23 protein-coding genes and 1 pseudogene are annotated in these 26,975 nt (G+C 67.7%); 8 read left to right on the top strand and 16 right to left on the bottom strand.

Annotated elements, in window-relative coordinates:
- Positions 1-2 precede the first annotated feature (2 nt).
- The 7 genes from ACHL_RS07560 to argC are packed head-to-tail and all read right to left on the bottom strand — an operon-like array spanning position 3 to position 7,252.
- The gene (locus ACHL_RS07560; RefSeq protein ID WP_015936712.1) at positions 3-1,208 is read right to left on the bottom strand and encodes an argininosuccinate synthase; all 1,206 of its coding nucleotides are present in this window, start codon (positions 1,206-1,208) and stop codon (positions 3-5) included.
- A gap of 45 nt (positions 1,209-1,253) precedes the next feature.
- Positions 1,254-1,784 carry an arginine repressor gene (locus tag ACHL_RS07555; protein ID WP_015936711.1) on the bottom strand — a complete coding sequence of 177 codons (531 nt, stop codon included), beginning with the start codon at positions 1,782-1,784 and terminating at the stop codon, positions 1,254-1,256.
- Complete coding sequence (gene argF, locus ACHL_RS07550; protein WP_015936710.1) at positions 1,784-2,785, bottom strand: ornithine carbamoyltransferase; 1,002 nt, start codon at positions 2,783-2,785, stop codon at positions 1,784-1,786. The genes ACHL_RS07555 and argF overlap by 1 nt, the downstream gene beginning before the upstream one ends.
- Positions 2,782-4,053: an acetylornithine transaminase gene (locus tag ACHL_RS07545; protein ID WP_015936709.1), complete on the bottom strand. Its 1,272-nt coding sequence runs from the start codon at positions 4,051-4,053 to the stop codon at positions 2,782-2,784. Before ACHL_RS07545 ends, argF begins: the two co-directional genes overlap by 4 nt.
- On the bottom strand, positions 4,050-5,009 hold the full coding sequence (gene argB / locus ACHL_RS07540) for an acetylglutamate kinase (RefSeq protein WP_015936708.1): 960 nt from the start codon (positions 5,007-5,009) through the stop codon (positions 4,050-4,052). The genes ACHL_RS07545 and argB overlap by 4 nt, the downstream gene beginning before the upstream one ends.
- Positions 5,010-5,057: 48 nt before the next feature.
- The gene (gene argJ / locus ACHL_RS07535; RefSeq protein ID WP_015936707.1) at positions 5,058-6,224 is read right to left on the bottom strand and encodes a bifunctional glutamate N-acetyltransferase/amino-acid acetyltransferase ArgJ; all 1,167 of its coding nucleotides are present in this window, start codon (positions 6,222-6,224) and stop codon (positions 5,058-5,060) included.
- Positions 6,221-7,252: an N-acetyl-gamma-glutamyl-phosphate reductase gene (argC, locus tag ACHL_RS07530; protein ID WP_015936706.1), complete on the bottom strand. Its 1,032-nt coding sequence runs from the start codon at positions 7,250-7,252 to the stop codon at positions 6,221-6,223. The genes argJ and argC overlap by 4 nt, the downstream gene beginning before the upstream one ends.
- 148 nt (positions 7,253-7,400) lie before the next feature.
- On the opposite strand from argC, the gene ACHL_RS07525 reads away from it, so the two are divergent.
- From ACHL_RS07525 to ACHL_RS07515, 3 genes are all read left to right on the top strand, one after another.
- Positions 7,401-8,366 carry a quinone oxidoreductase family protein gene (locus tag ACHL_RS07525; protein ID WP_015936705.1) on the top strand — a complete coding sequence of 322 codons (966 nt, stop codon included), beginning with the start codon at positions 7,401-7,403 and terminating at the stop codon, positions 8,364-8,366.
- 211 nt (positions 8,367-8,577) lie between these two features.
- Positions 8,578-12,528, top strand: coding sequence for a Pls/PosA family non-ribosomal peptide synthetase (locus tag ACHL_RS07520; protein WP_015936704.1), 3,951 nt, complete (start codon positions 8,578-8,580; stop codon positions 12,526-12,528).
- Between the two features lie 15 nt (positions 12,529-12,543).
- On the top strand, positions 12,544-13,902 hold the full coding sequence (locus ACHL_RS07515; protein WP_015936703.1) for a M1 family metallopeptidase: 1,359 nt from the start codon (positions 12,544-12,546) through the stop codon (positions 13,900-13,902).
- Positions 13,903-13,916: 14 nt separating this feature from the next.
- Here the strand turns inward: ACHL_RS07515 and ACHL_RS07510 are convergent, their stop codons facing one another.
- Genes ACHL_RS07510 through pheS form a run of 3 tightly spaced genes read right to left on the bottom strand, consistent with a single transcriptional unit; the run spans position 13,917 to position 18,254 of the window.
- Positions 13,917-14,609, bottom strand: a complete 693-nt coding sequence (locus ACHL_RS07510) for a 4'-phosphopantetheinyl transferase family protein (RefSeq protein WP_015936702.1) — start codon at positions 14,607-14,609, stop codon at positions 13,917-13,919.
- 37 nt (positions 14,610-14,646) lie between these two features.
- The gene (gene pheT, locus ACHL_RS07505) at positions 14,647-17,190 is read right to left on the bottom strand and encodes a phenylalanine--tRNA ligase subunit beta (protein ID WP_015936701.1); all 2,544 of its coding nucleotides are present in this window, start codon (positions 17,188-17,190) and stop codon (positions 14,647-14,649) included.
- A gap of 2 nt (positions 17,191-17,192) precedes the next feature.
- Positions 17,193-18,254, bottom strand: coding sequence for a phenylalanine--tRNA ligase subunit alpha (gene pheS, locus ACHL_RS07500; protein ID WP_015936700.1), 1,062 nt, complete (start codon positions 18,252-18,254; stop codon positions 17,193-17,195).
- Between the two features lie 212 nt (positions 18,255-18,466).
- On the opposite strand from pheS, the gene ACHL_RS07495 reads away from it, so the two are divergent.
- The 3 genes from ACHL_RS07495 to ACHL_RS07485 are packed head-to-tail and all read left to right on the top strand — an operon-like array spanning position 18,467 to position 20,800.
- Positions 18,467-18,982 carry a hypothetical protein gene (locus ACHL_RS07495; RefSeq protein WP_015936699.1) on the top strand — a complete coding sequence of 172 codons (516 nt, stop codon included), beginning with the start codon at positions 18,467-18,469 and terminating at the stop codon, positions 18,980-18,982.
- Positions 18,983-19,020: 38 nt separating this feature from the next.
- Entirely contained in the window at positions 19,021-19,644 is a 624-nt protein-coding gene (locus tag ACHL_RS07490; protein WP_043794559.1) for an SIMPL domain-containing protein, read from the top strand.
- Between the two features lie 49 nt (positions 19,645-19,693).
- Positions 19,694-20,800, top strand: a complete 1,107-nt coding sequence (locus tag ACHL_RS07485; protein ID WP_015936697.1) for an Rv2578c family radical SAM protein — start codon at positions 19,694-19,696, stop codon at positions 20,798-20,800.
- Between the two features lies 1 nt (position 20,801).
- Here ACHL_RS07485 and ACHL_RS07480 read toward each other — a convergent pair whose 3' ends face one another.
- Complete coding sequence (locus tag ACHL_RS07480; protein WP_015936696.1) at positions 20,802-21,245, bottom strand: (deoxy)nucleoside triphosphate pyrophosphohydrolase; 444 nt, start codon at positions 21,243-21,245, stop codon at positions 20,802-20,804.
- A gap of 168 nt (positions 21,246-21,413) precedes the next feature.
- Here ACHL_RS07480 and ACHL_RS07475 point away from each other — a divergent pair, with 168 nt between their 5' ends.
- A complete protein-coding gene (locus tag ACHL_RS07475; RefSeq protein ID WP_015936695.1) occupies positions 21,414-22,622 on the top strand; it encodes an MFS transporter in 1,209 nt (402 codons plus the stop codon).
- Between the two features lie 38 nt (positions 22,623-22,660).
- On the opposite strand, the pseudogene ACHL_RS07470 reads toward ACHL_RS07475, so the two are convergent.
- A pseudogene (locus tag ACHL_RS07470) lies at positions 22,661-23,396 on the bottom strand (cation diffusion facilitator family transporter).
- Positions 23,397-23,590: 194 nt separating this feature from the next.
- Between ACHL_RS07470 and ACHL_RS07465 the strand changes: the two are divergent.
- Entirely contained in the window at positions 23,591-23,866 is a 276-nt protein-coding gene (locus ACHL_RS07465; protein WP_015936694.1) for a GlsB/YeaQ/YmgE family stress response membrane protein, read from the top strand.
- 103 nt (positions 23,867-23,969) lie between these two features.
- Here the strand turns inward: ACHL_RS07465 and ACHL_RS07460 are convergent, their stop codons facing one another.
- From ACHL_RS07460 to infC, 4 genes are all read right to left on the bottom strand, one after another.
- Positions 23,970-24,863 carry a TrmH family RNA methyltransferase gene (locus tag ACHL_RS07460; RefSeq protein WP_015936693.1) on the bottom strand — a complete coding sequence of 298 codons (894 nt, stop codon included), beginning with the start codon at positions 24,861-24,863 and terminating at the stop codon, positions 23,970-23,972.
- A gap of 61 nt (positions 24,864-24,924) precedes the next feature.
- Entirely contained in the window at positions 24,925-25,386 is a 462-nt protein-coding gene (gene rplT, locus ACHL_RS07455; protein ID WP_015936692.1) for a 50S ribosomal protein L20, read from the bottom strand.
- A 119-nt stretch (positions 25,387-25,505) separates the two neighbouring features.
- On the bottom strand, positions 25,506-25,700 hold the full coding sequence (gene rpmI / locus ACHL_RS07450) for a 50S ribosomal protein L35 (protein WP_009358635.1): 195 nt from the start codon (positions 25,698-25,700) through the stop codon (positions 25,506-25,508).
- Between the two features lie 116 nt (positions 25,701-25,816).
- Complete coding sequence (gene infC, locus ACHL_RS07445) at positions 25,817-26,809, bottom strand: translation initiation factor IF-3 (RefSeq protein ID WP_043793871.1); 993 nt, start codon at positions 26,807-26,809, stop codon at positions 25,817-25,819.
- Positions 26,810-26,975: the final 166 nt, after the last annotated feature.

Below are 26,975 nucleotides of genomic sequence, written 5' to 3'. Positions count from 1 at the left end.
ACTTACTTTCCTTCGACCCGCAGGTCGCGGCCGGAGGCGACCTTGGAGGACATGCCCCACAGCTCGATGAAGCCGCGCGCCATGGACTGGTCGAAGGTGTCGCCGGTGTCGTAGGTGGCGAGGTCGAAGTCGTAGAGCGAGGTGTCGGAACGGCGGCCGTTGACGATGGCCTGGCCGCCGTGGAGCACCATGCGGATGTCGCCGGAGACGTACTTCTGGGTGTCTTCGATGAAGGCGTCGAGGGAGCGCTTGAGCGGGGAGAACCACTGTCCGTCGTACACCAGCTCGGCCCAGCGCTGTCCAACGGTCGCCTTGAAGCGGGCCTGCTCGCGCTCAATGGTGATGTCTTCGAGGTGCTTGTGCGCGGTGATCAGGGCCATGGCACCGGGTGCCTCGTAGATTTCGCGGGACTTGATGCCCACGAGGCGGTCCTCGACGACATCGATCCGGCCCACGCCTTGGGCGCCTGCACGGCGGTTCAGTTCCTGGATGGCCTGCAGCGGGCTGACCTTGACGCCGTCGATCGCTACCGGGACACCGGCCTGGAAGGAGATGGTGACCTCGTCCGGTGCCGGCGGGAATTCCGGGGTGGCGGTGTAGTCGTAGATGTCCTTGGTGGGGGCGTTCCAGATGTCTTCGAGGTAGCCGGTTTCGACGGCGCGTCCCCAGACGTTCTGGTCGATCGAGTACGGGTTCTTCTTGGTGGTCTCGATCGGCAGGCCCTTTTCCTCGGCAAAGGCAATGGCCTTGTCGCGGGTCAGCGCGAGGTCGCGGACGGGGGCAATGCACTTCAGGTCAGGTCCGAGGGTCTGGATGCCCACCTCGAAGCGGACCTGGTCGTTGCCCTTGCCGGTGCAGCCGTGGGCCACGGTGGTGGCGCCGAATTCGCGGGCCGCCTTGACCAGGTGCTTGACGATGACCGGGCGGGAGATGGCGGACACCAGCGGGTAGTGGCCCTGGTAGAGGGCGTTCGCCTTCAGCGTGGGCATGGCGTATTCGTTGGCGAATTCGTCACGGGCGTCGGCGACGTAGGCTTCCACGGCGCCGCAGCCGAGGGCACGCTGGCGGATGGTTTCGAGGGACTCGCCGCCCTGTCCGACGTCGACGGCCACGGCGATGACCTCTGCACCGGTGGCTTCACCGATCCAGCCGATGGCTACGGACGTGTCCAGGCCGCCGGAGTAGGCAAGCACAATGCGTTCAGTCACTTCAGATGCTCCTTGTTGGGGTTGGTTGGTTGATTGTCTTCAAGCTTATTGCCCGGCGTCCTCGGCCAGCTGCAGGAAGCGGGCTGCGAGGTCCGGGCCGCCCAGCGGGTCCCGGGAGACCAGCAGGACGGTATCGTCACCAGCGATGGTGCCCAGGATGGACGGCATCACCGAGTGGTCGATGGCCAGGGCCAGGAAGTTCGCGGCCCCGGGCGGGGTGCGCAGGACCACCAGGTTGGCGGACGCTTCGGCCGTGACCAGCAGTTCGCTGCACAGCCGGGCCAGCCTGGCGTCCAGGATTTCCTGGCTTACGCCGCTGCGTGCCGACCGTTCCCCGCCCTCGGCCGGTACGGCATAGACGAGGGCGCCTTCCTTGCCGCGGACGCGGACAGCGCCGAGTTCCACGAGGTCCCGGGACAGGGTTGCCTGGGTGACCTGTACGCCGTCGTCCGCCAGCAGGGCCGCAAGCTCGGCCTGTGACCGCACCGACTGGCCCGTGAGGATGGCAGTGATGCGCGCCAGCCGGGCAGTTTTGGTGGCCGGGCTGGAGCCCGGCGCCGACGGGTTGGTGGACACTAGAACGTGCTCTCCCCGGTGCCTTCAACGGGGGCCAGCCCGTCAACGACGGCCAGTCCGGACCGGTGCATCAGCCACGCCATGAGGGCCTTCTGGGCGTGGAGCCGGTTCTCGGCCTCGTCCCAGACGATCGACTGCGGGCCGTCAATGACGCCGGCGGAGATTTCGTAGCCGCGGTAGGCGGGCAGGCAGTGGAGTACGACGGCGTCTTCCGCGGCGAGTGCCATGGCGTCCCCGTCCACGGAGTAGTCGCGGAACAGCTGGAGCCTGGCTTCCTTCTCGGCTTCCTGGCCCATCGAGACCCAGGTGTCGGTGGCTACGACGTCGGCACCCTGCAGGGCTTCCTTCGCGTTGGTGGTGATGAGCACCGAGCCTCCCGTTTCGGCCGCGCGCGCTTCGGCGGCGGCCACGATCCCGGCTGCCGGCAGGTAGCCCTCCGGACCGGCGATCCGGACATGCATGCCTGCGGTGACGCCGGCCAGCAGGTAGGAGTTGGCCATGTTGTTGGCGGCGTCCCCCAGGTAGCTCATGGTGAGCCCCTTCAGTTCACCCTTGTGTTCCTTGACCGCCAGCAGGTCCGCCAGCAGCTGGCACGGGTGGTAGTCGTCGCACAGGGCGTTGATGACCGGAACCTTGGAATTTTCGGCCATCGCCACCAGGCCGGAGTGGGCCCCGGTCCGCCACACGATGGTGGACACCATGCGCTCCAGGACCTTGGCGGTGTCCTCCACCGATTCCTTGTGGCCGATCTGTGCCTCTCCCGGGTTGATGATCAGGGCGTTGCCGCCCATATCGGCGATGCCGGTGGCAAAGGAGACCCGGGTACGGGTTGAGGTCTTGTCGAAGATGACGGCAACGGTTTTGCGTCCGCTGCCCTCGGCGGCGAACGGCTGGACACTGTACGGCGCGGCTTTCATGCGGACCGCAAGCTCCAGCACTTCCGCCTGTTCGGCGGGGCTGAGGTCGGTGTCCTTGAGGAAGTGCCGGGTTGCGGTGGTCACGATGCGTCCTTAGCTGTCTGGAGGATGGCCGGGAAGGCGGCGAGGAAGGTGTCGGCCTGGGCCGTAGTGAGGATCAGCGGCGGTGCCAGCCGGATGGTGCGCGGCCCGGGGCTGTTGACGATGAAGCCGGCGTCAAGCCCGGCCTGCACGACGCCGGGGGCCACGTCGGCATCGAGGTCAAAACCGATCAGCAGGCCTTCGCCCCGGACCTCGGTGACGCCGGGAATGGCTGCCAGCGCGGAACGCAGGTGTTCCCCTACCGCGGCAACGTTGGCCAGCACGTGCTGGCTTTCCAGGGCGTGCAGCGTGGCGAGGGCCGCCGCCGTCGCCACCGGATTGCCGCCGAAGGTGGTGCCGTGCTGGCCGGCGGACAGCAGCGACGACGTCTGCTCACCGAAAGTGAGCAGCGCCCCGATGGGGAACCCGCCGCCCAGCCCCTTGGCCAGGGTGACGGCGTCGGGCATGATGCCCGCGTCTTCGCTGGCAAGCCATTTTCCGGTACGGCCAATGCCGGTCTGGACCTCGTCCAGGATGAGCAGCGCACCCGTACGGGCGGTCAGCTCGCGGGCAGCCTTCAGGTAGCCGGGCGGCAGCGGGCGCACGCCGGCCTCGCCCTGGATGGGCTCCAGGAACACCGCTGCCACGGTTTCGTCAACAGCTGCCTTGAGCGCTTCGACGTCGCCGAAGGGGATGTGCACCACGCCGCCGGGCAGCGGCTCGAACGGGGTCCGGTATGCCTCCTTGGCCGTCAGCGCGAGGGCGCCCATGGTCCGGCCGTGGAAAGCTCCCTCGAGTGCGATGATCTTGGTCCGCCTGGTGTCGCCGGTGCCGGTGTTGCGGCGGGCCAGCTTGAAGGCGGCCTCGTTCGCTTCGGTGCCGGAGTTGCTGAAGAACACCTTGGACCCGGCCGGTGCTTGTGCCAGTTCCAGCAGCTTTTCTGCCAGGGCCACCTGGGTGGGGCTGGTGAAGAAGTTGGACACGTGGCCCAGCGTGGCCAGCTGGCTCGAGATGACCGACGTGACGAAGGGGTGGGCGTGGCCCAGGGCATTGACGGCGATGCCGCCGAGCAGGTCAAGGTATTCCTTGCCGTCGGCGTCCCACACCAGGCAGCCGGCGCCGCGGACCAGCACCCGCTGCGGGGCGCCGAAGACACCCATCAGCGATGAAGAGTAGCGGGAGAGCCATTCCGACCCGGCGTGGCCGGTGGTTTCGACCAGTTCGGCAACGGGGGTGGCAGCAGGGTCAACCGCCGCGGTGTGCTTGCTCATGCGTTTGTCTCCTCGTCCGGGACCACCTGGGTGCCGATGCCCGCCGTCGTAAATGTTTCCAGAAGCATGGAGTGCGCCAGGCGCCCGTCCACGATGTGCGCGCGTTCCACGCCTTCGTCGATGGCTTTCAGGCACGCTGCCATCTTGGGGATCATGCCCGACTCAAGCCGGGGCAGCATGTCCCTCAACTCGGATGCGGTGAGCGAAGAGATCAGCGAGGACTTGTCCGGCCAGTTCGCGTAGAGGCCCTCGACGTCGGTCAGGATCACCAGCTTCGAGGCGCCCAGGGCGGACGCCACCGCGGCGGCTGCGGTGTCCGCATTGACGTTCAGGACCTGTCCGGTGGGCTGGAAGCGCGCGGCGCCGGGAACGCTGTCTCCGCCGTCGACGATTTCAGGGGCAACGGTGGAGATCACCGGGATGCGGCCGGCGTCGAGGATGTCCACGATGCCTGCGGGGTCGACGCCGACCACCTCGCCTACCAGCCCGAGGTCCACGTCTTCGCCGTCCACCACGGTCCCGGTGCGGACGGCGCGCAGCAGGCCGCCGTCTTCGCCGGACATGCCCACAGCGTAGGGGCCATGGGAGTTGATGAGGCCCACCAGTTCCCTGCCCACCTGGCCGGTGAGGACCATGCGGACCACGTCCATGGCCTCCGGGGTGGTGACGCGGAGGCCGCCCTTGAATTCGGATTCGATGCCCAGCCGGCCCAGCATGGAGTTGATCTGGGGGCCGCCGCCGTGGACCACCACGGGGTGGATGCCCACGTGATGCAGGAAAACGATGTCCTCGGCGAAGGCACGGCGGAGTTCGTCGTTGACCATGGCGTTGCCGCCGTACTTGATCACCATGGTGGTGCCGGCGAACCGCTGGATCCAGGGCAGGGCCTCGATCAGGGTGGCAGCCTTGTCCTGGGCGTCGGACATGCTGGTGGTCTCACGCGTCTGGGTGTTCATGCTGTCTCTTCCGCAAAAGTAGGCATACGTGCTGGCAACGTGCAGGGCCTAGCTCGAGTAAGCGCTGTTTTCGTGCACGTAGTCGTGGGTGAGGTCGTTGGTCCAGATGGTTGCCTCCGCGTCGCCTGCCTGCAGGTCGATTTCCACCAGGACTTCGCGCGGTTCCAGGTCCACCAGGGCCCGGTCGTCGCCGATGCTGCCATTGCGGCAGATCTGGATGCCGTTCATGGCCACGTTGAGTTTGTCCGCTTCGAAGACGGCGTCGGTGGTGCCCACGGCGGACAGCACGCGGCCCCAGTTGGGGTCCTTGCCGAAAATGGCAGCCTTGAACAGGTTGGACCGGGCCACCGAGCGGCTGACGGTTTCAGCGTCCGCTTCGCTGGCGGCGTTGAACGTCCGGATGGCGATGTCATGGCTGGCGCCTTCGGCGTCACCGATCAGCTTTCGGGCCAGCTCGGCGCAGACCTGGGTCAGGCCGGCACCAAACGCTTCCGCTGCCGGCACCGCACCGGAGGCGCCCGAGGCGAGCAGGACCACAGTGTCGTTCGTGGACATGCAGCCGTCGGAGTCGGCGCGGTCAAAGGTGACGCGGGTGGCGTCGCGGAGGACGACGTCGAGCATTTCGGGCTCGACGGCGGCATCCGTGGTGAGGACCACCAGCATGGTGGCCAGCCCGGGGGCCAGCATGCCGGCTCCCTTGGCGATCCCGCCGATGGTGAATTCCTGGCCGTCCGCATCGGTGCCGATGAACAGCGCGGACTTGGGGACGCTGTCCGTGGTCATGATGGCCGTGCCGGCGTCAGGGCCGCCGTCGGCGCTGAGGGCAGCTGCCGCGGCCTCGACCCCGGGAAGGATCTTGTCCATGGGAAGCTGCTCGCCGATCAGGCCGGTGGAGCAGACGAAGACGTCGGTGGCCGAGATGCCCAGAACGTCGGCCACTTTCTCGGCGGTGCTGTGGGTGTTCTGGAAACCGGTGGGGCCGGTGCAGGCGTTGGCGCCGCCGGAGTTGAGGATGACGGCGTCCACGCGGCCATCGGACACAACCTGGCGGGACCAGTGCACCGGGGCCGCTGCCACGCGGTTGCTGGTGAAGACGGCGGCTGCGGCCTTGGAGGGCCCGTCGTTGACCACCAGGGCGAGGTCCGGGTTTCCGGAGGCCTTCAGCCCGGCGGTGACGCCGGCGGCCCGGAATCCCTGGGGTGCGGTAATGGTCACGGGGCTACTCCCTGCAGGTTGAGGCCGGCGGTTTCCGGCAGGCCGAGTGCGATGTTCATGGACTGCACGGCGCCGCCGGCAGTGCCTTTGGTGAGGTTGTCAATCACGCAGGTGACAACGACCCGGCCGGTGTGGGGGTCGAAGGCCAGCTGCATGGCGGCGTGGTTGGAACCCTGGACGGACTTCGTGCCGGGCCACTGGCCTTCGGGCAGCAGGTGGACGAACGGTTCGTCGTCGTAGGCGTCTGCCCAGGCCTGGCGCAGCTGCTCCGCCGTCGTACCGGCTTTCACCTTCGCCGTGGCAGTGGTCAGGATGCCGCGGCTCATCGGAGCCAGGGTGGGTGTGAAGGACACGGTGACCCGCTCCCCCGCCGCGTTGGACAGGCCCTGCTCGATTTCCGGTGTGTGCCGGTGGCCGCCGCCCACGCCGTAGGGGCTCATGGAGCCCATGACTTCGGCGCCGATCAGGTTGACCTTGGCGGCCTTGCCCGCGCCGGAGGTGCCGGACGCGGAAACGATGACGACGTCGTCGGGCTCCAGGAGGTTTGCGGCGAACCCCGGGGTCAGGGCGAGGAGCGCGGACGTGGGGTAGCAGCCCGGCACGGCGATGCGGGTGGCGCCTTTGAGGGCCTCGCGCTGGCCGGGCAGTTCGGGAAGCCCGTAGGGCCAGGTGCCGGCGTGGGCCGAGCCGTAGAACTTCTCCCAGGCGGCGGGGTCTTCGAGGCGGTGGTCTGCGCCGGCGTCGATCACCACGGTGCCTTCCGGCAGCTGCGCGGCAATCTCCGCGGACGCGCCGTGCGGCAGGGCAAGGAAGACGACGTCGTGGCCGGAGAGGTTCTCCACTGTGGTGTCCTCAAGGATGCGGCTGGCCAGCCCGTGCAGGTGCGGCTGCAGCTCACCGAGCCGCGAACCGGCGTTGCTGTGGGCGGTGATGGCACCAATCGTGACGTCCGGGTGTCCGGCAAGGATGCGGAGCACTTCCCCGCCCGCGTAGCCGCTGGCGCCCGACACTGCAACAGAAATAGTCATGATCCGACTATACAACAATATTTATGCATAGGCACCGATACTTATGCATAGCGGCCTGTGGAGCATCCGACGGCCCGGGAACAACGGGAATCCCTAGGATGGTTGGAGCAGCCGGAGGCCGGAGACGCCGGCCCGGGAAGGGGAAGCAATGACGCACGCAATCGTCGCACGCCAGGCAGGCGGGCCGGAAGTCCTGGAGTACACGGAGGTTGACCGGCCGGTCCCAGGCCCCGGACAGTTGCTGGTCAAGGTGGGAGCCGCCGGAGTCAACTTCATTGATACGTACAAGCGCGGCGGTGTCTACAAGGTCCAGTACCCCTTCATCCCCGGTTCCGAAGCCGCCGGCACAGTGGAGTCGGTGGGTGCCGGGGTGACAGCTTTCGCCGCCGGGGACCGCGTGGCGACGGCCGAGGGCATCAACTGTTACGCGGAGTATGCGCTGGTGGATGAGGACGCCGCGCTCCCGGTTCCCGCCGGGCTGGATGACTTCACGGCCGCTGCGCTCCCGCTGCAGGGCATGACCGCGCACTACCTGATCAACTCCACCTTCAGGGTGGAACCGGGCCATACCGTCCTGCTGCACGCGGGCGCCGGCGGCGTGGGGCTGCTCCTCATCCAGCTGCTGAAGGCCCGCGGCGCCCAGGTCATCACCACCGTGTCCACCGACGACAAAGAACAGCTGGCCCGTGAAGCCGGAGCTGACCACGTGCTGCGGTACGAGGGCTTTGCGCCGCGGGTCAGGGAAATTACCGGCGGCACCGGCGTCGACGTGGTGTACGACGGCGTAGGGAAGGACACTTTCGACGGCTCGCTCGAGGCGCTTCGGATCCGCGGCACCCTGGTGCTCTTCGGTGCGGCGTCCGGCCCCGTCCCACCGGTGGATCCGCAGCGCCTCAACGCCGGCGGCTCGCTGTTCCTGACCCGGCCCACCATGGGGCATTACCTGCAGGACGCCGCCGAGCGGCGGTGGCGTTCGGGTGAAATCTTCGCGGCCGCAGCGGACGGCACCCTCAAGGTCCGTGTCGGCGCGCGCTACCCGCTGTCCCAGGCAGAGCAGGCGCACCGGGACCTCGAAGGCCGCCGCACCACCGGCAAGGTGGTGCTGGTTCCCTAAGGCCAGGCTCGGCCCGGCTGAACGTGCGGTGAACTGCCGGTCCCCCTGGCCGGCGGGAATCCGGCGCGCCGGACACCTGTTGTTCACCTTGCCGGGGCAAAATGCCCGGGTGACTCAGCAGCAGGTCCCCCTGGGGGATATCCATTCCGGCGCCACGCCGGCCGCGCCCCCTACGTCCGGCGGTTTGCAGGCCGGTGGATCCCCGGAACCGATGCCCGCAAAGGCTTCAACCCCGGGTAGGGCCCAGCCCCAGGGCACGCACGCGCCGCAGTTCCCGGGGGCATCGGCGGCACCGCCGGTCCGGACGCTGATTGATATCCTCCAGGACTCCGCCGCCCGCTTCCCCGACGCATCGGCGCTCGACGACGGCCGTGTGTCGCTCAGTTACGCGCAGCTTATGGACGAAGTACGGTCCGCCGGCCGCCGCCTCCACCAGGCGGGCCTGGGCGCAGGCGACCGGATCGGCGTGCGGATTCCTTCGGGCACCAACGAGCTGTATGTGTCGATCCTTGCCGTCCTGCTGGTGGGCGCGGCCTACGTGCCGGTCGACGCGGACGATCCGGATGAACGGGCACGGCTGGTCTTCGCCGAGGCCAAAGTCGCCGCTGTCCTGGAAGGCGGACGCGTGATCAGGCCCGGCACGGCGGGAGCCCTCCGCTCCGGGCCTTTCACTGGTGCCCGTCCTCCCCTGCCGGATGACGACGCCTGGATCATCTTCACCTCCGGCTCCACCGGGACACCCAAGGGAGTGGCGGTGCGGCACCGCTCGGCCGCCGCGTTCGTGGACGCGGAGGCAAGGATTTTCCTGGAAAGCGACCCCCTGGGACCCCAGGACCGGGTGTTGGCCGGGCTTTCGGTGGCCTTTGACGCTTCCTGCGAAGAGATGTGGCTGGCCTGGCGGCACGGCGCCTGCCTGGTCCCGGCACCCCGCGCGCTGGTCCGCACCGGCATGGACCTTGGCCCCTGGCTGATCAACCATGGCATAACCGCCGTCTCCACCGTGCCCACGCTCGCGGCACTCTGGCCCGCCGAATCACTGGAAAACGTCCGCCTTCTCATCTTCGGCGGTGAGGCTTGCCCGCCCGAACTGGCGGAACGCCTTGCCGTGGAGGGCCGTGAGGTCTGGAACACCTATGGTCCCACCGAAGCCACAGTGGTGGCCTGTGCAGCCCCCTTGGCAGGTTCCGGCCCCGTGCGGATTGGCCTGCCCCTGGACGGCTGGGACCTCGCCGTCGTCGACGCCGACGGCATCCCGGTGCCCGAAGGCGGGACAGGTGAACTGATCATCGGCGGCGTCGGGCTGGCCCGGTACCTTGAGCCCGCCAAGGACGCCGAAAAATACGCTCCCATGCCCAGCCTGGGCTGGGAGCGTGCGTACCGCTCCGGCGACCTGGTCCGCTTCGAGCAGGCAGGACTCATATTCCAGGGCCGCGCGGACGAACAGGTCAAACTGGGCGGCCGCAGGATCGAGCTCGGCGAAATCGACTCCGCCCTGCAGTCGCTGCCCGGGGTTGCCGGTGCGGCCGCCGCCGTACAGACGACGGCGGCCGGCAACCAGATCCTGGTGGGCTACCTGGCGCCCGTTGCCGGAGTGGAGCTGGACCTCGCTGAGGCACGCGGGCACCTGGCAGGAAGCCTCCCGGCTGCGCTGGTGCCCCTCCTGACGCTGGTGGATTCGCTGCCCACCAAGACCAGCGGCAAGGTGGACAGGCACGCGCTGCCCTGGCCGCTCGCCGGTGCCGGCGCCGCGGAGGCGGACGCTGCACCCCTGAACCTCCCAGGGGACGCCACCTGGATCGTGGAGCAATGGAGCAGCATCCTGGGCAGTCCGGTGACATCGCTCGACGCGGACTTCTTCGCGTACGGTGGCGGATCCCTGTCCGCCGCGCAGCTGGTCTCCGCGCTCCGGGTCCGCTATCCCACCATTACGGTCGCCGATATTTACGCCACACCCCGGGTGGGAGCGCTGGTGGAGCTGGCACGGCAGTCGCAGCCCGATGGCTCCTTGGGCCCGGCCAGGGACCGCACCGTGCGGCCCACTGCACGCAAATCCCAGGTGTTCCAGACGCTGATGGGCGTTCCGCTGCACATTTTGGTGGGCATGCGCTGGCTGACCTACCTGATGGCGGCCAACAACCTGCTGGCCGGTGCTGCCGGATTCGCCGCAGCGCCCACTGTTTCGTGGTGGTGGGTGGCGGCCTCCTGGCTGGTGTTCGTCAGCCCGGCAGGACGGATGCTGCTGGCGGTTGCCGCCGCACGGTTCCTGCTGCGCGGTGTCCGGCCCGGCACGTATCCGCGTTCCGGGCGGGTGCACCTCCGGCTCTGGCTGGCGGAGCAGATCCAGGACCTTGCCGGCGCCATCAGCCTTGCCAGCGCACCGTGGGTTCCCTACTACGCCCGGGCGCTGGGCGCGAAGATTGGCCGGGACGTCCAGCTGCATTCGCTGCCGCCGGTTACCGGGCTGCTGACGCTGGGCCGGGGCGCCAACGTGGAGCCGGAGGTGGATCTGTCCGGGTGGTGGATCGACGGCGACCACGTCCATATCGGCGCCGTCCGCATCGGCGCCGGCGCCTCGGTGGGCGCCCGCAGCACGCTGATGCCTGGAACATCCATCGGTGCCGGGGCACAGGTGGAAGCGGGCTCGGCGGTCTCCGGGAAGGTCAAGGCCGGGCAGCTGGTGGCCGGGTCGCCGGCCCGCCGGCAGGGAAAAGCCAAGCATTCCGCTCCTGAAGCGCCGGTCCTGGGCCCATTGGCCGCGAAAGCCTGGTTCGGCGGCTTCGCGCTGGCCTCGGCAGTACTGTCCCTGATCCCCTTCGTGTCCGCAGCGGCGGCAGCCTGGGTGGCCTACCTGTTCATCCAGGGCGGGACGTCCCTGAGCGGCTCGCTGCCCCGGCTCCTGCCGGCCCTCGCACCGGCCGCGCTCACCTGGTTCGCCGCCAACGCCGTCCTCATCCTGGCCGCAACCCGGCTCCTCAGCGTCGGCATCACCGAGGGCTACCACCGGGTCCGCAGCAGGGTGGGCTGGCAGATCTGGGCCACCGAACGCGTCCTCGACCTAGCCAGGGACCTGCTGTTCCCCATCTACGCCAGCCTCTTCACACCGGTATGGCTGCGCCTGCTGGGAGCAAAAATCGGCAAGAACGTGGAGGCCTCCACAGTGCTGCTGATCCCCAGGATGACCACCGTGGGGGAAGGTGCGTTCCTGGCGGACGACACTATGGTGGCTTCCTACGAGCTGGACGGCGGATGGCTGCGCGTGGCCCCGGCCAAGATCGGCAAACGCTCCTTCCTGGGCAACTCCGGCATGACCGCAGCGGGCCGGAACGTCCCGAAGAACTCGCTGGTCGCTGTCCTCTCTGCAACGCCGGCCAAGGCCAAGTCCGGCACGTCCTGGCTGGGCAGTCCGCCGGTCCGCCTCCGCCGCACCGCCATCGCCTCCGACGACACCCGCACCTTCCAGCCCCCGCTGAAGCTCAAGGTTGCCAGGACTCTGTGGGAGCTCTGCAGGTTCCTTCCCGTCATGCTCACGGCGGCCATTGCCGGCGGCGCCATGCTGATGTTCGACTGGTTGGCCGCCACCTTCAACTACGGGGTGGCAGCGCTGCTCAGCGGCGTCGTCATGCTCCTGGCCGGTTTCGTGGCGGCGTTCTCCGCCGTCGCCGCCAAGTGGATCCTGGTGGGACGGATCCGGGCCGGCGAGCACCCCCTGTGGAGCTCGTTTATCTGGCGCAACGAAGTGGTGGACAGCTTCATTGAACTGGTCAGCGCACCGTGGTTCGCCCGGGCCGCGTCCGGCACCCCGGCGCTGGTCTGGTGGCTGCGTGCGCTCGGGGCGAAGATCGGCACGGGCACCTGGTGCGAAAGCTACTGGCTGCCCGAGGCGGACCTGGTGACCCTGGGCCGGAACGCCACTGTCAACCGGGGCTGCGTGGTCCAGACGCACCTGTTCCACGACAGGGTGATGAGCATTGACGCTGTTACCCTCGAAGACGGGGCCACCATGGGCCCGCACGGGGTCATCCTGCCCCAGGCCAGCGTGGGTGCCGGTGGAACGGTAGGTCCCGCGTCCCTGGTGATGCGCGGCGAATCCGTCCCGGCCGCCACGTACTGGATGGGTAACCCGGTCAGCCCGTGGAACGGCCCTGCAACACCGTCTGCCTAGCAACCGAAGGTCGCCATGAGTTCTCCAGCATCAGCCGCCCGCGGCAGCGTGGCCGCGTCCAGCGGTGCTGCCCCCGATCCCTACATGCCGGGTGCGGGCACCAACGCCTACCGGGTGGAACGCTACGAACTGGACCTTGACTACCGCGTGGCCAGCAACCGCCTGAGCGGCAGGGCGGTGCTGCACGGCGTTGCCTGCGTGCCGACGTCGGCCATTGTCCTCGATTTGGTGGGGCTTCGCGCCACCAAGGTCCAGCTCAACGGCAGGGCGGCGCGGTTCAGCCAGCGCGCCGAGCAGCTGGTGGTCTCCACCCCTGCTTCCCTCCAGGCGGACGAGCCCTTCACCCTCGACATCCGCTACGGCGGCAGCCCGGCACCGCGCCGGGGGCTCTGGGGCGAAGTGGGCTGGGAAGAGCTGACCGACGGCGTGCTGGTGGCCGGGCAGCCCAACGGCGCACCATCCTGGTTTCCGTGCAACGACCATCCGCGCGACAAGGCCAGCTACAAGTTCACCGTGACCACCGAGGCGAACTACCGCGCCGTCTGCAACGGTGTTCTCCAGTCGCGCACCACGCGGTCCAGCCGGGAAACCTGGGTGTACGAGCAGGCTGAACCGATGCCCGCGTACCTTGCCACCGTGCAGATCGGCCGGTACGGCCTGCTGGAACTGGATGCCGGGCGTTCACTGGCGCAGGTGCCGCAGTCCGTGGCCGTGTCCCCCGCCCTCGCCGACCAGGCACGCGCCGGGCTGGCACTGCAGCCGGCCATGATGCGGACGTTCAGCAGCTGCTTCGGGCCTTATCCGTTCGCCGGCTACACAGTGGTGGTCACCGAGGATGAGCTGGAGATCCCGCTCGAAGCCCAGGGGCTGTCCATCCTGGGCCCCAACCACCTGGCCGCCGATTGGGAGTCGCAGCGGCTGATCGCCCACGAACTCTCGCACCAGTGGTTTGGAAACTCCCTGACCGCAGCAAGCTGGCAGGACATCTGGCTCCACGAGGGGTTTGCCTGCTATGCCGAATGGATCTGGTCGGAGGAAGCCGGCGTGATGTCCGTCGCTGCCCGGGCGGGTGCCGCGTGGCGGGGGTTGAAGGCCGGTGCGCAGGACCTCCTGGTGGGCGATCCCGGGCCGGAGCACATGTTCGATGACCGGGTTTACAAGCGGGGCGCCCTGGCCGTGCACGCCGTCCGCATGGCCGTAGGTGACCTGGCGTTCTTTGCGCTGCTGCAGGAGTGGACCGCCACCCACCGGCACGGTTCGGTCAGCACGCATGACTTCATCATGGCCGTGGACCGTGCCACCGCCATCGACACCGAGGCGCTGCTGCACCCGTGGCTGTATGAGGAACTGCTGCCGCCGCTGCCCGCCGGCTGACGTCCTCAAAAGGACTATCCGGACGGGGAAAGCGCGACGGCGGCAGCCAGGCGCGCGGGCAGCCCGGTTTCGGCCGGGGCCAGGTCCCTCAGGCCCGGCAATGCGCGGACGTCCAGGGAGGACGGGGCGGTGCGGAGTCCGGCTCCGGTCATCTTCAGCCAGGCTTCCTTCCGCGCCCACAGCCTCGCATGCTCCGCCGGCAGCGCCTTCGGCGCCACGTCCCTCATGGCTTCCCGCTCCGCCGGGGTCAGGGCAAGCTCGGTGAATCCTTTGAAATTAGTGCGGTCCGGGTCTTCGATGTCCACCCCCAGCCGGACTTCCGGTTCTGCGTCCGGTACCGCGGCCAGCAGTAGCCACCCGGCGGCCCGGGACAGGCTGAGCGCCAGCGGCAGCCGGCCGTCCCGGTAGGTGTAGCCGGGCGCGCCGTGGCTGACGTCCACGCCGGTTCCGCACTGCGGGCAGCTGTAGGAAGCACGGAGGCCGGCTTCCGGCAGGCCCAGCAGACCGGCGGCGAACCTGCGCTGGGCCACTCGTGACACCAGGAAACGGAGGCCGGCAGCCGGCTCCATGGCGCGCCCGCGCTGCAGCTCGGCGTCGTCAAGGATCCCTTCTGCTTCTGCCAGGACGGCGCTCTTCATCTCTGCTGAACCGTCGTGCCCGGGCAGCAAAGAGGGCGGGACGGCACGAACCACGAGTTGTGGAGTCATGCCGTCCCGCCCTGTGAATAGCCAACCGGTCCAGCGGTTAGCGCTGGACAGCTCCGAAACGTTCGGTGGCCAGTGCCACGGCAGCCTCGCGGGCTGCGGAGGCTTCGTCCGCCGTCAGGGTGCGGTCCGCGGCGCGGAACCGCAGGCCGAACGCCAGCGACTTCTTGCCGTCCTCGATGCCCTTGCCGGCGTACACATCGAACAGCGCCACGTCCTCCAGCAGTTTGCCGGCGCCTTCGCGGAGTGCGTCGAGCACGTCGTCTGCCGGCACCTCGGCCGGGACCACCAGCGCCACGTCCTGGGTTGCCACCGGGAACGTGGAGATGTGGCGGGCCACGATCACGTCCGGTGCGGCCTCGAACAGGGCGTCGGCGTTGATCTCCAGCGCCACCGAGCGGGCAGGCATGTCGGAGGCTGCCAGCAGCTTGGGGTGCAGCTCGCCGGCGTAACCCACGGTCTCGCCTGTCCGGAGCGACAAGCGTGCGGCACGGCCCGGGTGGAATGCCTGGTGGCTGCCCTGGCTGGCCACGAGGTCCACGCCAAGGACGTCCCCGGCGAGGCGGGCGATGTCCAGGGCGTCCGCCCAGTCCCACAGCCGGGGGGCGTGCGCGGCGGCGGCCGGGGAATCATGCCCGGTCAGGACCGCGGCGACGTGGAACGGCTGGTCCGGGACGCCGTCGTACAGTGCATCCAGCACCTCATCGGCGGGCTTGGCGCCCAGCGGCGGAATGGACTCGGTTCCCGCGGTTTCGCCGGGCAGGAACACCTGACCGGATTCGAAGATGGCGAGGTCGCGGAAGCCGCGGGAGTGGTTCCGCTTGGCCACCTCGATCAGGCCCGGGAGGACGGAGGTGCGCAGGAAGCCCTGCTCCTCGCTGATGGGGTTGGCCAGCTTGAGCGCGGGCCGGGCGGCGCCCTGTTCCGCAACTCCGAACGTGTCGTTGGCGGCCTTGGAGACGAACGGGTAGGACAGGACCTCGGTGAGGCCAGCGTCCGCCAGTGCCTGGATGAGTCGACGGCGCTGCTGCTGCAGGCGCGTCAGGCCGCGCCCCGGAGGAGCGACCGGCAGCGTGGCGGGAATTTTGTCGTAGCCCACCAGCCGCGCGATTTCCTCGGACAGGTCTTCCTTGGTCTCAAGGTCGTGCCGCCAGCTCGGCGCTGTGACCGTCCAGCCGCCGTCGCGCTTTTCCACCGCGGCGCCGAGGTCCTCCAGGGCGGTGACGATCTGTTCCCCGGTGAAGTCGATGCCGATCCGGGCGGCCGCGAACCCTGCGGGAAGATCGATGGTGACTGTTTCAGGTGCGGTCCCGACGTCGGTTCCGGCGTCCTCGGCCGTACCGCCGGCCAGTTCCACCAGGAGGTCCACAACGCGCTGGGCGGCGATGCCGGCCACGTGCCAGTCGACGCCGCGCTCGAAGCGCTTGGACGCTTCGGACGGCAGCTTGTGCCGGCGGCGGGAACGGCTGATGGACACCTCATCGAAGTGTGCCGCCTCAACCAGGATGTTCGACGTCGTATCGCCCACCTCGGTTGCCGCGCCGCCCATGACGCCGGCGATGCCGATGGCCCCGGAGTCGTCGGTGATGAGCAGGTCCTCCGGGTCGAGGGTGCGCACTTTGTCATCCAGCGTGGTGATCTTCTCGCCTGCGGTTGCGCGGCGAACCACGATGTCCCCGGACAGCTTGTCCAGGTCGTAGCAGTGCGTGGGCTGGCCCAGCTCGAGCATGACGTAGTTGGAAATATCCACGGGCAGCGAGATGGAGCGGATGCCGGCGAGGCGCAGGCGGGAAGCCATCCATGGCGGGGTGGGCCGGCTGGGGTCCACGCCGCGGACGGTGCGCGCCACGAAGCGGTCGCAGCCGGGCTTGCCGTAAATGGGCGCGTCGTCGTTGAGCTTGACGCCATAGCCGCCGGACAGCGCCGCAGGCGCCGATACCTTGCTGGCAGGGTCCGTGAAGGTGGTTCCCGTGGCGTGGGCGTACTCGCGGGCCGCGCCGCGGATGGAGAAGGCGTAGCCGCGGTCCGGGGTGACGTTGATTTCGGCTGCCTGGTCGTAGAGGCCCAGCAGTTCCATCGCGTCCGTGCCGATTTCAGGATCCAGGCCGATGCGTGAGAGGACCAGGATGCCGTCGTGGTCCTCGCCGATGCCCAGTTCACGGACGGAGGCGATCATGCCGGCGGAGAGGTGGCCGTAGGTCTTGCGGGCAGAGATGCGGAAATCGCCTGGCAGGACGGCGCCCGGGAGCGTGACCACTACCTTGTCGCCTTCCACGAAGTTGTGGGCACCGCAAATGATGCCCTGGACTCCGGAGGGGTCGATGCCTTCTCCGGTCAGGGTTTGCTCCGCGCCTTCGGGAACCACCCTGACCTGGCACCAGTTGATGGTCTTGCCGTTGGTCTGCGGTTCCTTGACCAGGCTCAGGACCTGGCCCACCACAACCGGCCCCTGCAGGGCATCGGTGGGACGGTGGACGTCTTCTTCCTCGAAGCCGACCTTGACCAGTTCTTCCATGACGTCTTCGGCCGTTGCGCCGGCCGGTACCTCTGCGAATTCACGCAGCCAGGAAAGTGGGATACGCACTGTTAGATCTCCATCCCGAAGTGCTCGCTGAAACGTACGTCGCCTTCGATCATGTCGCGCATGTCGCTGACCTCGTTGCGGAACATGAGGGCACGCTCAATGCCCATGCCGAAGGCAAAACCTGAATAGACATCCGGGTCGATGCCGGCGGCGCGGAGGACGTTGGGGTTGACCATGCCGCAGCCGCCCCACTCGATCCAGCGCGGACCGCCCTTGGCGCCCGGGTGGAAGATGTCCAGTTCCGCGGACGGCTCGGTGAACGGGAAGTAGTTGGGCCGCAGCCTGACCTTCGCTTCGTCGCCGAACATCTGCCGGGTGAAGTGTTCCAGGGTGCCGAGCAGGTCTGCCATGGACAGTCCCTTGTCGATGGCCAGGCCCTCGAACTGGTGGAACACCGGCGTGTGCGTGGCGTCGAGTTCATCGGTGCGGAACACCTTGCCCGGGCACAGGACGTAGATGGGCAGCTCACGTTCCAGCATGGAACGGACCTGGACCGGGGACGTGTGCGTACGCATGAGGAGGTGTGCCTCGGGCGGCTCCACGAAGAACGTGTCCTGCATTTCCCGTGCCGGGTGGTCAGGCTTGAAGTTCAGGGCGTCGAAGTTGAACCATTCCGATTCCACTTCCGGGCCTTCGGCGATTTCCCAGCCCATGCCCACGAAGATGTCCGAAACGCGGTCCTGCAGGGTGGACAGCGGGTGCCGGGCACCGGCACGACGACGGCGGGGCGCGGCGGTGACGTCCACGGTCTCTTCGAGGAGGATCCGCGCGTCGTTTTCGGCTTCCAGCACCGCGGTACGGTCGGCGAGCGCCTTGTTGACCCGGCCGCGGGACGCGCCCATCAGCTTTCCGGCGAGCGCCTTCTGATCCTTGGGAAGCCTGCCGATTTCACGGTTGGCCAGGCTGAGCGGGGACTTCTCCCCCGTATGCGCGAGCCTCACCGCCTTAAGCTCGTCAAGGGTGCCGGCACCGGCGATGGCGGTGACGGCCTGGTCTACAGCGGCGTTGATGGCGGTTTCATCCGTGGGGTTCGGGATGGCATCGCCCGGCAAAGTTTCAGTCATCTACTGTTCTTAGCTACGAGTTCGTTGGCTGCCGGCGAACAGGGCAGCCTGCACGGTTTCCCGGCGGCGCGTCCGTCACTGGCAGGTCATGGATGAACGCCCGTGGATTCAGTTCAGTAATCCCGTGCATTCAATGACCAGGGCAGGGCCAGCCGGAAAACCGGCAGCCACTGCCCTCCAGTCTAGTAGAACGCTCCGGCTACCATGGCCTCATGACATTGCGGCTGCGCCCCGGAGGCGTGCGGTACCTCCGCCTGCAACACCTGCGGCGCCGGCTCCGGCGTGCCCACCACCTGCGGCGGCGCTCCCTGACAGCCGGCCAGCGGGCCAGGCAGGCGGCCAACCTGGCCAACGGCAGCACTCTGCTGGGCCTGGCTGTGGCCGGCGCTGCGCGTACCCGCCTGCAGCGCGGTCCACGCGGCCTGGTCCTTGCCGCTGGTTATGGATGGCCGCTGCCGGTTGCCGGTGCGTTCACCCTGGGCAACGTGGTGTTGTCCCGCTGCTCCGCGGAGGCCCTGCTGGACCGGCCGGAACTGCTGGGGCACGAGGAGAAGCACTGCTCCCAGTACGCATGGTGCCTGGGCCTCCCCTTCATCCCGCTGTACCTGCTGGCCGCAGGATGGTCGGTGCTGCGGACCGGAAATCCCGGGACGGGCAACGTCTTCGAGCGGCGGGCAGGCCTGCTGGCCGGCGGCTATCCGGTGCACGGAAAGCGGGTTTGGTCATGACGCCTGCAAGCACACCCGCTCCCGTTCGCGGTGGCAGCGTGACCGTCACCGGATCTGGCTGGGCGGAGGCCACTCCGGATGTGGCGGTTGTGTCGATCGGCGTGGAATGCCGCCGCGAATCCGTCGAGGCCGCCTACTCCGCTGCGGGAAGTGCCCTGGCTGACGTCACGGCAGCCTTCCGCGGCCATGGCGTTGCCCCTGTAGACCTGCGGACGGCCGGACTGAACGTCAGGGCAGACCTCGTGTGGCGCGAGGGCGAAGGCCAGCGGGTGGCGGGATATGTCGCTGCCAGCACCCTTGCTGTCCAGCTGCGGGATGTGGCGGCGGCTTCGCGGATGATTTCCGATGCCACTGCGGCCGGTGGCAATGACGTCCGGCTCAACGGCCTGTCCTTCTCGATTTCGGATCCGTTGGCGGTGAAAGTGCGTGCCCGCGCGGCAGCGTGGGAAGACGCCAGGGCCGCTGCCGAGCAGTATGCAGCCCTTGCCTCTGCCACACTGGGCAACGTCCTGTCGGTGGCCGAGGTACCTGCAGCGCAGGGCCCCGTCCCCGTGGCGGGGATCCAGCGCATGGCCGCGGCAGAAAGCCTGTCCGTGGAACCGGGGGAAAGCCGGGTGGACGCGGCTGTCACCGTGGTGTGGGAGCTTGACGCCGGGCACTAGCGGGCCTTGCCACCTTGACATTCATTCGAACATGTTTTCGAATGAATGCATGAGATGGGACGCGCAGGCACTGTTGCAGGCACCCGGGGTCGGTTCCGCTGCCGCTCCCGCACTACTTCCCCTTGCCGGCCTGGTCCGTTCCGTCACCACACCGGAGTTTGCGGGCATCACCTTTCACGAGGTCACCGCAAAATCCGTGCTGAACAGGGTGCCGGCCGGTTCAAAAATGCCGTTTGAGTGGACAGTGAATCCCTATCGCGGCTGCAGCCACGCCTGCGTTTACTGCTTTGCCCGCAAGAGCCACACCTACCTCGATTTTGACGCCGGCCTGGACTTCGACAGCCAGGTGGTGGTCAAGGTCAACGCTGCGGAAGTCCTGCGCAAGGAATTGGCCAAGCCCTCCTGGACGCGGGCGCAGGTGGCCCTGGGAACCAACACCGACCCCTATCAGCGTGCGGAGGGCAGGTACAAGCTGATGCCCGGCATCATTGCTGCGCTGGCTGACTCCGGCACTCCCCTGTCCATCCTGACCAAGGGAACGCTGCTGGCCCGGGACATTCCATTGCTGAAGAGCGCGGCGGCACAGGTCCCCGTGGGCCTGGGCATATCACTGGCCATGACGGACGAGGCCCTTTCAGAGGCCATCGAACCAGGAACGCCGGGTCCGCGGGGCCGGCTCAAGCTGGTTTCCAGGCTCCGGGAGGCGGGCCTTCCGTGCGGCGTCATGGCGATGCCCATCCTGCCGTGGCTCTCGGACAGCGACGAAGCCCTGGACGCGCTTTTCGCTTCACTGGCCGCAGCCGGCGCCACGGGCGTCAGCGCGGGCGCCCTTTACCTCAAGCCCGGCACCCGGGAATGGTTCATGAAGTGGATCGCCGCAAACCACCCCGGGCTGGCTGGCCGCTACCGCCGCCTCTACGGGTCAGGCTCCTACGCGTCCAAGGAGTACAGGACCTGGCTGGCGGCCAAGGTGCGTTACTTCAAGGCACGGCACGGCTTTGCCTTCTCGTCCGGGTTCAGCCACCGGGACCTTGATCCCCGTGAGGAGGAAGCCGAGTACCCTGCAGGCATCATCCCCGAAGCACGGCCGGGGAACGGTGCGGCCGGTTCCGCCCCGAACGGTGGTGCTGCGGGCGCCCAGCAGGCCCTCTTCTAGGTCAGCGCCCTGCGGCCGGAACGGCCAGGGCCGCGAGCAGCGCACGGACAATCGGGAAGTCTGCCGGTATCCACGGCAACGCCAGGACCGCATCTGGGTCGTTGAGGGGCAGCCAGCGCAGCTGGTCGTGGTCCTCCAGCGGACTTGGTTCGCCGGAGACAACCTCTGCAGACCAGACGCGCATGGCGGCACGGTCGTTCAGCGGCCAGCCGCCAGGCCCGTCGGCAGGAAGCTCCGCTCCCAGGCGGACAACAACACCAAGCTCCTCGAGCAGCTCCCGCCGGAGGGCAGCTTCGGGTTCCTCTCCGGGCTCTACCTTGCCACCAGGGAACTCCCACAGGCCGGCCAACTTTTCGGGGGCGTTGCGCCTTGCCACCAGCAGCAGGGCGGGCCGGGCCAGCCGGTCCACCACCGCTCCGCCCACCACCTGTATCAGTTCAGTCACCGCTCCAGTCTATGGGGGACAATGGGAACACCGGCCGGGCTTCCCGGGGAATATCCGTCCCCGGAAAGCAGTTGACCACCTCCGGGCCCGTGGTTCATCCGGGCCGTGCAGCCCCACCGTCGTGGCATGTGTTTCGTCCATCAGCAATCCACTTCGGAAAGCAGGCTTATGAGCAGCGCCACCCAAACGTCCACCGCGGGCCCCCTGACCTCCCGCAAACTTGCGCTGGCGATTCTTTCGCTTGCCATGGGCGGCGTCGGCATCGGTGTTACCGAGTTCACCATGATGGGCCTGCTGAAAGAGGTGGAACAGGGGCTGGGCATCAGCACGCCGGAGGCCGGCCACCTGATTTCCGCCTATGCCCTGGGCGTGGTGGTGGGAGCACCGCTTCTCGCCGCAGTCGGCGCGCGGCTGCCGCGCAAACAACTCGCCCTTGGCCTGCTGTTGTTCTTTACCGTGGCAAACCTGACGTCGTTCGTGGCTCCCGACTACGGCACCATGCTGGTGTCGCGCTTCGCCGCCGGCCTTCCGCACGGCGCGTTCTTCGGCGTTGCGGCGGTCATCGCAGCGTCCCTGGTTCCGCCCACCCGCCGCGGCTGGGCGATTTCGATGGTGATGGCCGGACTGAGCATCTCCAACGTGGTGGGCGTACCGTTCGCCACCTGGCTCGGGCAGACGTACGGCTGGCGGCTGCTGTTCGTCCTGGTCGGTTTCATCGGACTGCTGACCCTGGCGATGGTCTGGCGCTTTGTGCCCTTCCAGGCTGCCCACCCTGACGCCAGCATCAGGCGTGAGCTCGGCGCCCTGAAGCGGCTGCAGGTGTGGCTGGCCATCCTCATCGGCGTGGTGGGTTTTGGCGGCTTCTTTGCCACGTACACGTACATCGCCCACACCATGACCATGGTGGCCGGGATCCCGTCGTCACTGATTCCCCTGGTGGTGGCCCTGTACGGCCTGGGCATGGTGGCAGGCAACTTCGTGGGCGGAAGGCTCGCCGACAAGTCGGTAATGGGAACGCTGTACAAGGTCCTGCCCGCCATCGCGGTTGCCCTGGTGGTCTACGCCGTGGCCGTGCATTGGCCATGGTCCGCCCTGGTCATGGTGTTCGTGGTGGGCGCCTCCGGGTCCATGCTGATCCCCTCACTGCAGACCCGGCTACTCGATGCTTCCCCGGACGCCCCATCGCTGGCATCCTCGCTGAACCACGCGGCGCTCAACGTCGCCAACGCCCTCGGCGCTTTCCTCGGCGGCCTCGTGATCGCCCTCGGGTGGGGCTACGTGGCTCCCGCGCTGGTAGGTGCCGTCCTGGCAGTCCTGGGCTTCGGCGTCGCCGTCCTCAGTGGCGTGTTGGAGCGCCGGAAGCCGCTGGCGGCCTGAACTTCCATTGAGGCGCGGCAGCCGGCGGGTGCGCTCGGCTACCGGTCTTCCAGCGCAGACGTCCGCTGCAGGTCAGGCTCCAGGTAGATCACGCGCGCTATGGGGACAGCGGCGCGGATCCTTTCCTCCGTGGCGTCGATCTCCGTGGCGATCTGCTCTCCCGTGGAGGACCTGCTGATGGCGATCTTGGCCGCCACCAAAAGTTCTTCCGGCCCAAGGTGCAGCGTCTTGAGGTGGATCAGCCGGCCGCCGTCGGACTCGATGGCAGCCGTGATCTTTTCCACGTCCTGCCGTGTGGCGGACTCCCCCACAAGCAGTGAATTGGTTTCCAGCGCAAGCACAGCAGCGATACCGACAAGCAGCAAACCGATCATGGTCGTTCCCGCGGCATCCCGGAGACCGTTGCCGGTCAGTAGGGTCATGCCGACGCCGACCAGGGCGAACGCCAGGCCCAGCAGGGCGCCGAAATCCTCAAGCAGGATCACCGGCAGCTCCGGCTGCTTGGCACTGCGGACGAACTTCACCCAGGACTGGGCGCCGCGGGAACGGTTCGACTCGCGGATCGCCGTCCGGAAGGAAGAGCCCTCGGCAAGGATGGCACCCACCAGGACAGCCAGCGGAACCCACCAGAAATCCCCTTCGATTGCGTGCGGATCCCTCGGCGAGCATCGACGATGACCTGGTCAGGAAGTAGGCGAGGAACTTCAATGCCGCGATGGACAGGTTGGCGGCCAGTGCCGCAATGATCGCCTTGGTTCCGCCATGTGCAGCCACGGTGGTCCCCTTCCAGGGTTCGGGATAGTCGCATCACCGGTCAGGCTTCCCTTTCCGGCCACTGCATACCGTACCCACGGTGCGCCCCCATGCAGCAGGCACAAGGCCTGCCACCTGCTGACTTTGCGGGCACGTTATGTTAGCTTGAGCCTCATCGGGACCATCACGTTCCCGTGAATATATGAGGAGGAAACATGGGTTTTCTTGCTTGGATTATTCTCGGCCTGATTGTTGGGGCCATTGTCAAAGCCGTCATGCCCGGCAGGGTTGGCGGCGGTTGGGTCACCAGCCTGGTTCTGGGTGTGGTGGGCGCCATAGTAGGCGGCTGGATTGGCAGCCTTCTGTTCAACCGGGGCGATCTGGGCTTCTTCGACCTCGGAACCTGGATTCTCGCTATTGTTGGCGGCCTGGTGGTCGCCGGCATCTACGGAGCAATCACAGGCCGCGGCAAGGCAACCCGCGCGCCATAGAAGGCACCGTCAGCGAAATCTGCCGCTATCCATGGCCCCGGATCTTCCGGGGCCTTTACTTTTTGGCTCGAGGCACAGTGACTTTATCCCAGGGCGGGAGGCGTCAGTTGCGCTGGGACCTGGCACTCGCATACAGGCAGACGGTGGCAGCCGTTCCCAGGTTCAGGCTTTCGGCGGCACCGTAGACCGGCACGGCCACCCGGTGGTCCGCGAGTTCGAGCTCGGCCTCCGAGAGCCCCTGCGCCTCGTTGCCGAACAGCCAGGCAGTAGGCCCGCCGAGGTCGTACGCCGAGTCGGGGCCGGACCCGGTCAGCCGGCGCCTGGCATTTTCGTCCTGGAGGGCGTCCAGGTTCAAGGATCCGTACCCGTCGGCAGCCAGGATGCCAATCCCCCGCGACTTGCACGCCTCCGCCAGGTGGGCCACCTCAGCGCCCAGGACCACGGGCAAGTGGAACAGCGAACCGGCAGTGGAGCGGACCGCTTTGGGATTGTAGATGTCGACGCTGGACCCGGTCAGCACCACGGCGTCAGCACCGGCGGAATCGGCGGCGCGGAGCACGGTCCCGGCGTTTCCGGGGTCCCGCACCTGGCACAAAACGGCAATCAGGCGGGGACCGGCGTCGAGCACGGACTCCAGTGACACGTCAACGAACCGGCAGACGGCGATGATGCCCTGCGGATTGACAGTGTCTGCCATGGCTGCCAGGACTTCATCCGTGGCCAACCAGGCGTTAGTCCCCTCAGCAAGTTCCTCGAACTCCGGAAAGCGGTCCAGGCACGCCTCGCTGGCATACACGTCGGTAACTACGCCCGGTGAGCCCGCTGCAAGCCGCTCCTGGTGGAGCCTCAGGGCCTCGCGCACCGACTGCGGGCCTTCGGCCAGGAAGTGGCCGCGCTTTAAACGGGCCGGGCGCCCTGCAAGTTTCGCCACGTCACGCACCCGATCGGCTCGGGGGTTGGACAGTGGGGAATCTTGCGGGCGCCCGGTTTTGTTCATACAAGAACTCTAGTGGCTGGTGCCACCGGCTCCTGAACCGCCCCTGGGGGCAGCGGGTTGCCTACTCGGCAGCAGCCTCGGCGGCGACAGCCTTCTTGCGCGTAGCCGGCTTCTTCGCAGCCTTGGGGGCGGCGGGAGCAGCCTGCACAGCGGGAGCGGAGGTGTCGGCAGGCAGGGAGTCCTTGGCTACCTTGACCAGTGCGGCGAAGGCGTTGGCGTCGGAGACGGCCAGTTCTGCCAGCATGCGGCGGTCAACCTCAACCTCAGCGGCCTTCAGGCCCTGGATCAGGCGGTTGTAGGTGAGGCCGTTGGCGCGGGATGCAGCGTTGATGCGCTGGATCCACAGGCGGCGGAAGTCGCCCTTCTTCTTCTTGCGGTCACCGTAGCTGTACACAAACGAGTGCAGCAGCTGCTCTTTGGCCTTGCGGTACAGGCGTGAACGCTGTCCACGGTAGCCCTTTGCGCGTTCAAGGATAACCCGGCGCTTCTTGTGGGCGTTGACCGCCCTCTTCACACGTGCCACGTGCGTACTCCTTCGAAAATCTGATCCCAAGCATCTGTCACCGGATGTTCCGGTGGCCTGAGAAGGCTTTTTGGCAATTGACCGACCACCGGACGGCAGTCAGCCAGGAAACTTGGAAATTAGATGCCGAGCATCTTCCGGATGACCTTGGCGTCGCCCTTGAAGACGATCTTGTCGCCGGCGAGGCGGCGGGTCAGCCTGGAGGACTTGTGCTCGAGGTAGTGGCGGCGGTTGGCCTGCTGGCGGCGCAGCTTGCCACTGCCGGTCAGCTTGAAGCGCTTCTTAGCACCGCTGTGGGTCTTCATCTTCGGCATGGGAACCGATCTCCTTACGTATCCGCAGGCTATGCCTGCAGTTCTATCGCGCAGCCGCCCGGGGGCGGCCTGCTGGTTGCTGTCTGCCGATGGCCGGAGCCATCGGCAGCTGTGGACTAAGTGGTCTTCTTACCCGACGGCTTCGGTGCTGCCTTGGGGGCAGGACGTGCGGCAGGCTTCGGTGCAGCGGGCCTGGCCACCGGCTTCGGCGGAGCCGGAACAGCGGCGGGCTTGGGAGCCGCCACCGGCTTGGGCGCCGGGGTTGCAGCCTTGGGGGCTTCCAGCTTGGGAGCCTCCTGCTTGGGAGCCTCCTGCTTGGGCGCCGGGGCCGCAGCCTTCGGCGCTTCCTGCTTGGGAGCCTCCTGCTTGGGAGCTTCCTCCTTCGGCGCAGCTTCGGCTGCCTTGGCCGGAGCCTCGGCAACGGACGCTTCGGGTGCTTCCGCAGTTACCTGCTCAGCCTCGGCCGGAGCTTCAGCCTCAGTGGAGACAGTGAAGCCCTCGGGCAGCAGATCCGCCAGCGACTGGGTCATGGGAGCCTGATCCTTGCCGGACGTGTCTACCCGGCCCGCGGCCTTGGCTTCATTCTCGGCCTTGGCTTCGGCGCGCTGCGTCGCACGGCGTGCTTCGGCCTTGGCCTCAGCCTTGTTCTTGAGCGGACCCACGACCATGACCATGTTGCGGCCGTCGATGCGGGGGCTGGACTCGACAACTCCCACTTCGGCGACGTCGTCGGCGAAGCGCTGGAGCAGGCGGATACCCATTTCCGGACGCTGCTGCTCGCGGCCGCGGAACTGGATCATGGCCTTGACCTTGTCACCGGCACCGAGGAAGCGCAGTGCGTGCCCGCGCTTGGTCTCGTAGTCGTGGGTGTCGATCTTCAGGCGGAAGCGGATTTCCTTCAGAACGGTGTTCGTCTGGTTCTTCCGGGCTTCGCGTGCCTTGACCGCGGCTTCGTACTTGTACTTGCCGAAGTCCATCAGCTTGCACACCGGAGGCTTCGCCTGAGGTGCAACTTCAACGAGATCAAGGTCGGACTCGGCAGCCAGACGCAGGGCATCCTCAATACGGACGATTCCTACCTGTTCACCTGCAGGGCCGACCAGCCGCACCTCGGGGACGCGGATACGCTCATTGATTCTTGGCTCGCTAATGTTAAAGCTCCTGTTTTTGTTGTTGTGTCCCGGCAAATAGAGAAGGCCCCCAATTGCCGGAGCAATCGAAGGCCTCAGATCGGGTTGGTGCTGCCGGCCCGGGACGGGCCTGCATGCACTGGTT

It is taken from the genome of Pseudarthrobacter chlorophenolicus A6 (genome assembly GCF_000022025.1).
GTDB classification, from domain to species: domain Bacteria; phylum Actinomycetota; class Actinomycetes; order Actinomycetales; family Micrococcaceae; genus Arthrobacter; species Arthrobacter chlorophenolicus.
The sequence above is the reverse complement of the archived record's forward strand: the minus strand, read 5'-3'. Positions and strand labels throughout refer to the sequence as shown.

What these genes read in the sequence shown, in the direction of transcription:
- pheS (WP_015936700.1), bottom strand. Translation starts at nt 18,254, where the DNA reads ATGACTGAAACTTTGCCGGGCGATGCCATCCCGAACCCCACGGATGAA.
- ACHL_RS07525 (WP_015936705.1), top strand. Translation starts at nt 7,401, where the DNA reads ATGACGCACGCAATCGTCGCACGCCAGGCAGGCGGGCCGGAAGTCCTG.
- ACHL_RS07460 (WP_015936693.1), bottom strand. Translation starts at nt 24,863, where the DNA reads ATGAACAAAACCGGGCGCCCGCAAGATTCCCCACTGTCCAACCCCCGA.
- ACHL_RS07515 (WP_015936703.1), top strand. Translation starts at nt 12,544, where the DNA reads ATGAGTTCTCCAGCATCAGCCGCCCGCGGCAGCGTGGCCGCGTCCAGC.
- rpmI (WP_009358635.1), bottom strand. Translation starts at nt 25,700, where the DNA reads ATGCCGAAGATGAAGACCCACAGCGGTGCTAAGAAGCGCTTCAAGCTG.
- ACHL_RS07485 (WP_015936697.1), top strand. Translation starts at nt 19,694, where the DNA reads ATGAGATGGGACGCGCAGGCACTGTTGCAGGCACCCGGGGTCGGTTCC.
- ACHL_RS07545 (WP_015936709.1), bottom strand. Translation starts at nt 4,053, where the DNA reads ATGAGCAAGCACACCGCGGCGGTTGACCCTGCTGCCACCCCCGTTGCC.
- ACHL_RS07495 (WP_015936699.1), top strand. Translation starts at nt 18,467, where the DNA reads ATGACATTGCGGCTGCGCCCCGGAGGCGTGCGGTACCTCCGCCTGCAA.
- ACHL_RS07520 (WP_015936704.1), top strand. Translation starts at nt 8,578, where the DNA reads ATGCCCGCAAAGGCTTCAACCCCGGGTAGGGCCCAGCCCCAGGGCACG.
- argC (WP_015936706.1), bottom strand. Translation starts at nt 7,252, where the DNA reads ATGACTATTTCTGTTGCAGTGTCGGGCGCCAGCGGCTACGCGGGCGGG.
- ACHL_RS07510 (WP_015936702.1), bottom strand. Translation starts at nt 14,609, where the DNA reads ATGACTCCACAACTCGTGGTTCGTGCCGTCCCGCCCTCTTTGCTGCCC.
- argB (WP_015936708.1), bottom strand. Translation starts at nt 5,009, where the DNA reads ATGAACACCCAGACGCGTGAGACCACCAGCATGTCCGACGCCCAGGAC.
- ACHL_RS07465 (WP_015936694.1), top strand. Translation starts at nt 23,591, where the DNA reads ATGGGTTTTCTTGCTTGGATTATTCTCGGCCTGATTGTTGGGGCCATT.
- ACHL_RS07475 (WP_015936695.1), top strand. Translation starts at nt 21,414, where the DNA reads ATGAGCAGCGCCACCCAAACGTCCACCGCGGGCCCCCTGACCTCCCGC.